Source organism: Streptomyces sp. NPDC007983, assembly GCF_042958345.1.
GTDB lineage: Bacteria > Actinomycetota > Actinomycetes > Streptomycetales > Streptomycetaceae > Streptomyces.
The window spans coordinates 379824-389232 of the sequence record NZ_JBIBJI010000005.1 but is presented as its reverse complement, the minus strand read 5'-3'; the positions used below and the strand labels follow the sequence as shown (position 1 = coordinate 389232).

Genomic DNA, 9409 nt, shown 5'->3' with positions numbered 1-9409 from the left:
GTCCGAACCCCTGCCTGTCGCCGGCCGCGCCGCGGCACTCGCCGTACCGGGCTGTTCCGCCCCGGCCCCACTCGTCGTCATTCCGTCACCGTCCGGTCTCCCGCCGCCCCGTCACCGGGCGTGTCCAGCAGCCTCAGCAGGTCGTCCACCTCCGCGTCGGAGAGCGCGCCGACCATCCGTTCCAGCTCCCCCGTGAGCGGCGGCGGTGGATGCTCGGAGCGCACCGGCACCGCGGGCACCGGTTGTTCCGGCCCGGTGCCGGGCGCCGCCGCCCGTGGCGCGCCGTCCGTCGTCCCCGGCGCGGCGCCGTGCAGGGCACGGGCCAGGGCGTCCGGGTGCTCGGTGAGCAGCCAGCGGGCGAGCTGGGCCATGGTGATCTGCTCGAAGAGCAGCGTCGCCGGGACCCGGCCCACATGTTTTTCCAGCGCCTTGTTGATCTGGAGCGCGACCAGCGAGTCGACGCCGTAGTCCTCGAAGGTCGCCTCCACGTCGAACTGCTCCGGGGACATCTCCAGCACCTCGGCGAAGACCTCGCGTACGAAGTCCTCGGCGGCGGCGTACCGGTCCGCGGCCGGCCGCGCGGCGGTGTCCGCCCCGGACGTCCCGGACGCCACGGACGCCACGGACGCCACGGAAGGGGCGGCCGAGGCGGCCTCGGCGCCGGCGCCGTCGAGGGCCGGCACACCGGAGGCGGCGGCGGGCTCGTCGGCCGTGGCCGCATGGACGGCCACGCCGTCGCTCTCCGCCACGATCAGGCTCTGGGCGGCCGCGCCGTCCTGGGGCAGCCCGTGGAACGCGATCCCCCGGAAGCCGCAGCCGGACAGCACGTCCCGCCACGCCCGCTCGTCCAGCAGCGGGGCGCCGGGGATCCGGAGCTCCGGATCCCGATACGCCCACCAGCCATCGGTGAGGCCGAAGATGAGGGTCATCGCGTGGTCCACCCGCGTGCCCTCGTTGGCCAGCAGCAGCCCGTTCGCCCGGAGCAACAGCTTGACCTGTTCCATGGTGCGGTGCATGTGCCGGGTGGCGTGGAAGACGTTGGTTCCCAGCACCACGTCGTAGGCGTCCGGTTCGAAGCCCTGCGAACCGAGATCGCTCTCGACGTCCAGGACGCGGAACTCCGTGAACGGGTAGGCGTCGGCGAACTGTTTGCGGCCGTGCCGCACGAACCCGCCGGAGATGTCCGTGTACGTGTACCGGATCCGCTCGGCGAAGGGCTCCAGCGCCGCCAGCACCTCACGGGTCGTGCTGCCGGTGCCCGCGCCCACTTCGAGCACCCGGATCAGGGCATCGGGGTCGGTGGCGAGCCGCTCCCGCGCGTACCTCGACACGATCACCCCCATGTGCTCGCTCAGCCGGTCGGTGAGCGGGTTGCCCTGGTACACGGCGGTCACCGCGTCCAGGGATCCGTCGGGGAACAGCACCTCGGTCGCCGAGGTGGTACCGCGGAGCACCCCGGGCAGCTCCCGGGTGCAGCGCAGCAGCAGGTCCGCCACGCCCGCGGTCCACGGCTGCCCGGCCGGCAGCGCGGCGCGGGCAGCCTCGGGGGCGGCGACGGCCCGGCGCGTCTCCTCGTCCTCGACGGCGGGCAGGGCCACCACCTCGTCGCCTTCACGTCGCACCAGGCCGCCCAGCGCCAGCACGTCGAGCAGCACCTCGTAGAGCCGGTGGTGGCGGGAGACCACGCCGAGCGCGCCGCGCAGTTCCGTCGCCGTACGGCGCTCACCGGCCCGGAGCAGGGCGCCGGCGTGCTGGAACACGCCCAGCAACCGCAGCCGGCCGAGCCGCTCCAGGGCCCGGGAGCCTGCCCGCTGCCCGCTGATCCGTGCCTCGTCGGCGGCGCTGACCAGGATCGGCTCGGCGGCCGGCCGGTGCGGCCGCGACGGGGGCCTCGTCCCTCCGGGCCGGGGCCGCACCGTTACGTCCGGGTCGACGCCCAGCGCCTCCAGGATCGTGTCGGAGGCCCGGGTCGCCAGGATCTGCGGCAGGCCGGAGGCGAGGAAACGTTCCACGGTCTCCATGCCCTCGCGGGCCCCGATCGGCCGGATGCCCGCGGCGACGAGCCGCCGCAGGATCTCCTCCCGTTCCCGGTCGCCACCGGCGTGCCAGTAGCCCCAGTTGACCGTGCGGACGGGGAAGCGGGCGGTGCGGTCCAGATCCCGGGCCAGGGCGTCGGCGAAGGCGCACCCGGCGGCGTATCCGGCCTGGCCGGCGTTGCCGGCGAAGGCGACACCGGAGGAGTAGAAGAGCAGGAAGTCCAGCGGCTCGTCCCACACCGCCCGGGCCAGGTTCCACGACGTGTCGGTCTTGGCGGCGAGGACCGCCTCCAGGGACGGCTCATCGAGTTCCCGGATCGGTGCGGCGCCCAGCAGCATCGCCGAGTGGATGACGCCGTGCAGTGCCCCGAAACGGTCCTTCGCGCGGGCGACGGCGTCCTTCAGGGCCGCCGGGTCCGCCGCGTCGCGGGCGAGGTACAGCACCTCGCCGCCGCATCGCTCGATCCCGGCGAGCTGCTCCCGGCGGCGCGTGTCGGGCTCGGCGCGGCCGACCAGCACCAGCTTGGCCCGGTGCGTGCGCGCCAGGTGCAGGGCCGTTTCGTAGCCGACCATGCCCAGCCCGCCGAGGATGAGGTACACGCCGTTGTCGCGGAAGGGGGTGGCCTCGGCCGGCGGCAGCGCGACGGGCTCCTGCCGCAGCGTGTACCGCATCCCGCCGCGGAGGGACACCGCCCGTGCCTTGGCGGAGAACGGCTCGGCCGCCACAGTCGCGGCCGCGGCGGCGGTCTCCTCGCCCCGGATGTCCACGTAACCGACCCTCAGGTGCGGGAACTCCTTGTCCAGCACGGAGCAGTAGCCCCACAGGCCGGCCGCCCCGGGCCGGGACCGGTCGTCCTCGCCGAGCGGGAAGACGTCGGCGGTGACCACCTTCAGGTGCGTGGTCCGTGGCCGTACGGTGCCCTGGCCGGGCCCGGGCGGTCCACCGGTGAGCGCGCCGCGCCGCAGCAGGCCGTGCACCAGACGGTGCAGCGCCAGGACCTCACGGCGGGCTTCGTCGGCCGTGTCCCCGGCCGTACCGCCCACGAAGGGTGCGCCGCCGACGGAAGGTGCGGTGCCGGCGGGTTCGTGCCGGGCGCCGCCGAGGAAGTACACCAGGTCGGGCAGTGGCCGGCCGGCCAGCTCGCGGTCCATGTCCTCCGGGGACGCGCCGGCCTCCGCCAGCCACAGGTGGCCGACATCGGCGCCCCGGCCGAGGTGGGCCCGGCCGAGCGCCTGCGCCAGGACTCGCGCCGACTCCGGCGCCGCGACCAGCACGGACGTGGTCTGCCCGGCGGGGGTGTCCGCTTCCGGTTCCGGGTCGTCCCCGGCGGGGACGGGCACCCAGCGGGGCCGGTAGCCGAACTGCTCATGGCCGTCGTGCGGCGCGCCGATGCCCACCGACGGCCGCGCTGCGGGGCCCGGTTCCGGTTCCCGGATCCGGCGGTAGGCGAGGTCGTGGAAGCGGACGCACACCCGGCCGGTGGAGTCCAGCAGCGCCACGTCGTATCGATGTCCGCCGAGGGCCGTCACATGCGAGAAGCCCTCGGCCGGAACCGGCCGCAACAGCTCCACCCGCTCGGCGGCGAAGGGCAGCAGCAGGCCGTCGTCGGGGCGGAGCATCGCCGCGACGGTGTGCAGCGCGGCGTCCGCCATACCGGGGTGCAGGGCGTGGTGACCGGTCTCGGCGCGGTGCTCGGCGGGCAGCCGGAGCCGCCCCAGCACTTCGCCGTCACCGACCCATGTCCGCTCGACCGCCCGGAAGTACGGCCCGTACCGCAGACCCCGGCCGGCCAGCTCCCCGTACAGGTCGGCGCCGGTCCGGGTGGCCGGGCAGCGGGCCCGGACACCTTCGACATCCACGGTGCCGGAACCGTCCGACGGTTGCCCGGCGGCGGTCGCCGTGCCCTCGGAGTAGCGGACGGCGCCCACCGCGCTGTCGCCGCGATGGCCGTCGTCCTCGCCGCACAGCTCGTACCGCGTCGTGGAGCCGTCGTGCCCGGTGCGCAGCACCACCACGGCGGGCTCGCCGTGCACCGCGACGGGCGACAGCCAGCGCACCTCACGGAGCTCGCGGGGCCCGGCCGTCGGGCCGCCGAGCGCGGAGAACACCAGGTCCAGATGGGCGACCCCGGGCAGCACCCGGCGCCCGCCGACGATGTGGTCGCGCAGCACCGGCTCGGCCGGGTCCAGGGCCCGCCGGTGGGTGACCGGCGGCCGCCCATCGGCTTCGCCCGGAGCGGAGACCGGAGCGGAGACCGGAGCGGGGGCCGGAGCGGGGGCCGGAGCGGGGGCCGGAGCGGGGGCCGGGGCCGGAGCGGAACCCGCGGGGCGGCGCTCGATCCAGTGGCGCTCCGGCGCGAAGGGGTAGGTCGGAAGCGACACCCGCCGGGCCGGGCGGGGGCGCGCCTGCTGAAGGACGTCCGGGTCCAAGGCCAGGCCGGAGGCCCACAGCCGGCCCAGCCGGTCGTGGTCGGCCGCGGCGGCCAGAGCCAGCAGCAGGTCCCGGCCCTCCGGCAGCCCGGTGAGCAGGTCGCCGATGGCCGCGTTGTCCTTGGCGCCGCCCCGGGTCACCCGGTCCCCTGCCTCGCCGCGGGCGAACGCCTCCAGCACCTCGGCGGCCTCGTCCAGCCCGTGCACGGTGACGGCCAGCCGCTCCTGCATCGCCTCCCGGCCCGCCTGGAGCGTATGCGCCATATCGGCGAGCGTCAGGGCCCGGGCCGGTGCGCGATGGTCGGCGGCGAGCTCGCGGCGCAAGCGCGCGGCCAGGTTCGCCGCGTAGGCCCGCAGCCGCTCCTCGGACCGGGCGGACAGCAGCAGCAGCTCCGGCCGGCCCGGCTCGGGCTCCGCACGGTGGTCGTCGTCCGGACCCTCGATGTACTCCTCGAGGATCACATGAGCGTTGGTGCCGCCCGCGCCGAAAGCGCTCACGGCTGCCCGGCGCGGCTGCTCCGCCGGGACGCCGCCGTCGGGCAGCGGCAGCCGGGGCCATCCGGCGAGTTCGCGCTGCACCCGGAACGGCGACCGCTCGAAGTCGATCACGGGGTTGAGCTGCTCCGCGTGCAGCGACGGGGCGAGTTGGCCGTGCCGCAGCTGCAGCACCGCCTTGGTGACCCCGGCGATGCCCGCGGCTCCTTCCAGATGGCCGATCGCCGACTTCACCGAGCCGAGGGCGCAGAAGCCCACGTCCTCGGTGCGGGAGCGGAAGGCCCGCTCCAGGCCGGTGTGCTCGATCGGGTCACCCAGTTCGGTGCCGGTGCCGTGGGCCTCGACGTAGCCGATGGTGCGCGGATCGACACCGGCGCGGGCCAGGGCCTCCTCGATCACGGCCTGCTGGGCGCGCGGGTTGGGCACGGTCAGTCCGCCTGTCCGCCCGCCGTGGTTGACCGCGCTGGCCTTGATCACGGCGTGGACGCGGTCACCATCGGCCACGGCCTGCGACAGCCGCTTCAACATCACCGCGCCCACGCCCTCGCCGGGCACATAGCCGCTGCCGCCCGCGCCGAAGGACCGGCACCTGCCGTCTTCGGCGAGCATCGTCTTGCGGCTCAGGTGGACGTACTTGTCGGGGTGCACGGCGATGTTGACGCCGCCCGCGATCGCGTAGCCGCACTCCCCGCGGCGGATGCTCTCGCAGGCCATGTGCAGCGCGACCAGCGAGGAGGAGCAGGCGGTGTCCACCACGACGCTCGGTCCGCGGAAATCCCCGAAGTACGACACGTGGTTGGCGATCGAAGACCGGTTGGCCGGGACGGTCACATGGTTGCCCCGGAACGACTCCTCCGCGGCGAGCACCGCGTAGTCGCCCCACATCACTCCGACGAACACGCCGACGTCCCGGCCATCGGCCGAGAAGCGTGGTCCCGGGAGGGCGCCGAGGGGGTACCCGGCGTCCTCCAGCGCGCCCCAGGCCGTCTCGAGGAACAGCCGCTCCTGCGGGTCCATGGTCTTGGCCTGCATCGGGGAGATCCGGAAGAACAGCGAGTCGAAGGCGTCCACGTCGTCGAGGAACCCGCCCCACCGGCAGTAGCTCCGGCCGGCGGCCGCCGGGTCGGGATCGAACAGCGCGCCCGCGTCCCACCGGTCGGTGGGCACCTCGGTGACGCAGTCCCGGCCGAGCCGCAGGTTCTCCCAGAACTGATCGAGGTCGCGGGAGCCGGGGTAGCGTCCGCTGATCCCGATGATCGCGATCTCCTCGCCACCGTCACCGCCGCCGTCATCGGCGGGCGGCGGCAGTGCGCGGGCCACGGCCGCGGCGGGCGGGGCGGAGGCGGCGGGGAGTGCCGACGGCACCTGCCGGGCCTCGGTCCGGGCCTGGCCCTGGGCCTGCGATGGGGTCAGGGCCCGGCCGAACAGTCGCGCCACGGCGTCGGAGTGTTCCCGGACCAGGTACTCGGCCAGGTCCTCCACCGTGCGGTACTCGAAGAACAGGGTGCCGGGCAGGCCGGGGAAGTCCTTGCCCAGCAGGGTGTTGGCTTCCATCACCATCACGGAGTCCAGCCCGTACGTGTCGAGCGTGGTGTGGCTGTCGAGCCGGGCCGTGGGCAGCTTCAGCACCTCCGCGATCCTCTCCCTGAGGTGTTCGAGCGTCCGCGTCCGCAGCCGCGCGGCCACGGCACCGCCGTCCACCGACGGGACCGGGGACGGGGACGGGGTCTCGGCAGGGTCAGGGGCAGGGGCAGGGGCGGGGGCGGAAGCGGAGATGCGGTCGGCCTGCCGCACCCCGAGCACGCGGTCGATCGTGGCCCGGTCGCCGACGGCCGGAATGAGCGCCGGCGAGCCGTGGGCCCAGGCGCGTTCGAACATCTCCAGGCCGTCGGCCTCGTTCACCGGCCGCATTCCGGTCGTCTCCCGGAAACGCCGCAGCCCGGTTTCCCCGAGCGAGGTGTCCACGCCGCCGATCGCCCACAGCGGCCAGCCGAGTGAGAGGGTGCGCCCGGGCCGGTGCCCTTCGCGGGCCAGCAGGCCGCGCCGCTCCGCGTAGCCGTCGAGGAAGCGGTTGGCCGCGGCGTAGCTGCCCGCGCCGAAGTCGCCGAGGACGGAGGAGACCGACGAGAACAGCACGAAGAGGTCGAGCGGCTCGTCACGCGTGAGCAGATCGAGGTTGACGGTGCCGTGCGTCTTGGCGGCCAGCACCCGTTCGAACCGCTCATGGTCCGCGTCGGCCAGCGGCGTCGGGTCGTACACCCCCGCCGCATGGAAGACGCCGTCCAGCCGCCCGAAGCGCGCCTTTGCCTCGGCCACCGCCCGGCGTACGTCGTCGGGCACCGCGACATCGCCTCGCACCGGGAGCACCTCGGCCCCCAGTGCGGTCAGCCGGCCCACCTCCGCCCGGACCGCCTCGCTCAGCGGTGAACGGGCCAGCAGCACCAGCCGTGCCCGGTGACGCCCGGCCAGATGACGGGCGAAGGCCAGCCCGATGCCGCCGGTCCCGCCGGTCACCAGGTAGACACCGCGCTCCTTCAGCGGAGCGGCGGCCGGTCCGGCACCGGGGCCGGGCGGTGACGCGTAGTCGATCCGGCGTTCCAGACGCCGGCCGGACCCGTCGTAGCGGACCTCCATCGTCCGGACCTCCATCGTCCGGGCGGCCACGGCCGCCGGGACGCGGAGCTCGTCCAGCAGGGTCCGCGCGAGCCGCCCCGACTCGAGCGGGACACCGTCGTACCGCACCGCACGGAACCACAGGCCCGGCAGGCCGGTCGCGGCCCCTCGGATCAGGCCGGCGAGGGCCTCGTGTTCGGGGCGGGCCTGCCCGCCGGGCGCGGCGTGCCCGTACAGCAGCCGTACGCTCTCGTGGCCGCCCGCGGCGGCCCGCTCGTGCAGGCCCCGCAGGAGATGCCGCGCCGCGAACAGCCCGGTGCCGAACGCCGCGTTCAGCCGGGCGCATTCCTCTTCGGGCTCCGTGGGTGCGGGCTCCGGTACGGCGGAGGAGGCCGGCTGCCCGCCGCCGAGGTCCCACAGATGGACGATGTCCAGTCCGGGCCGCGCGGCGAGGTCCGCGACCTCGGCCAGCAGCCGCCGGTAGTGCCCGGGGTCCGATGGGTCGATGGTGTACTCGCCGGGGCCGTCGGTGTGGTAGCGGTCGCCGACCAGCACCCTCACCACGCGGTCCCACCGACCGGACCGGGCCAGCAGCCGGGCCGGTTCCGGCTCGGCGGCGAAGACCAGCAGGGTCCCCGCGTCGGGCCTCGTCTCCTCGGCCGGGGCGGGCAGGTCCGCCGGCTCCCACCCGAACGCGTAGAACAGCGGCCCGTCGGCGTCATCCTCGCCCGGCGCCGCGGCCGCCGCGGCGCCCGCGGCCGTCAGCACGCGCCCGGCGAAGTCGCGGACCCGGACCAGTTCGGTGCCCCGCTCGTCGGTGACGACCACGTCGAACCGTTGGACGGCCGACGCCCGGGAGCCGGTGCCACGGGCCGGCACCGCGTGGGCGAAGCAGACCGGTGGAAGCCGCGGCGTGAGGATCTCGATCTCTCCCAGTGAGAACGGCACCACCAGATCACCGGCGTCCGGGGCGGTGTCGCGGTTCATCCAGTGCACGGACCTCAGCAGGCCGTCCAGCAGGGCGGGATGGAGAGTGAAGGCGCCGGCGTTTTCCTGCCGCGGCTCGGGCAGCCGTGCCTCCACCAGCACCTCGTCCGTACCGGTCCACACCCCCCGCATGACCTGGAAGGACGGGCCGTAGTGGAAACCGGCCCGCTGGTAGTCGGCGTAGACGTCGGCTCCATCGCGCGGTGCGGCGCAGCGATGCCGCACCGCCTCAAGGTCGAGCGGCGGCCCTGCCGGGGCGGCCCCGGCGGTGCCCGCGACCCCCCGTACATGGGTGACCCGGCCGGTCTCGGCCGCCTCGCTGAACACCTCGAACGCCACGTCTGCGGGCACCGCGCCGCGCTCGGCGTTCTCGGTGCGCAGTCCGACGAACACCGGCAGCGTGCCGTCCACGGTCTCGACCGGTCGTCCCCACACCACGTCGCGCAGGCGGCCGGGCGCCCGGCCCGCCGCCCGCTCCACGGCGGCCCGGGCCATCTCCAGCAGGGCGGTACCGGCCAGCAGCCGCCGCCCGGCCACTTCGTGGTCGCGCATCATCGGGTCGTCGAGGTGCAGCGTGGTGCGGAAGCGGGTCTCGGCGAGGGTGGACTCGTTGGCGTCCAGCAGCGGGTGGAGCGCACCGCCGGCCGCCGCATCCGGCTCGTCTGCGGGGGCGTCCAGCCAGTACCGCTCCCGGGCGAAGGGGTAGCCCGGCAGCGGGACGCGGCGCGGCGGCCGCCCGGCGTGGGGGGGGGGGGGCGGGCCCGGCGCCCCCGGGGGCGCCGGGGGGCGGCCCCCGCGACCGCCCGCCGCCCGCGCGGGCCGGCGGGGGGGGGGGGGCGGGCGGGGCC

Annotated in this window: 1 protein-coding gene; it reads right to left on the bottom strand. The window is 75.5% G+C overall.

What is annotated here, in order from left to right:
• Positions 1 to 77: 77 nt before the first annotated feature.
• Positions 78 to 9182 carry an SDR family NAD(P)-dependent oxidoreductase gene (locus ACFZCY_RS18660; protein WP_391174441.1) on the bottom strand — a complete coding sequence of 3035 codons (9105 nt, stop codon included), beginning with the start codon at positions 9180 to 9182 and terminating at the stop codon, positions 78 to 80.
• Positions 9183 to 9409: the final 227 nt, after the last annotated feature.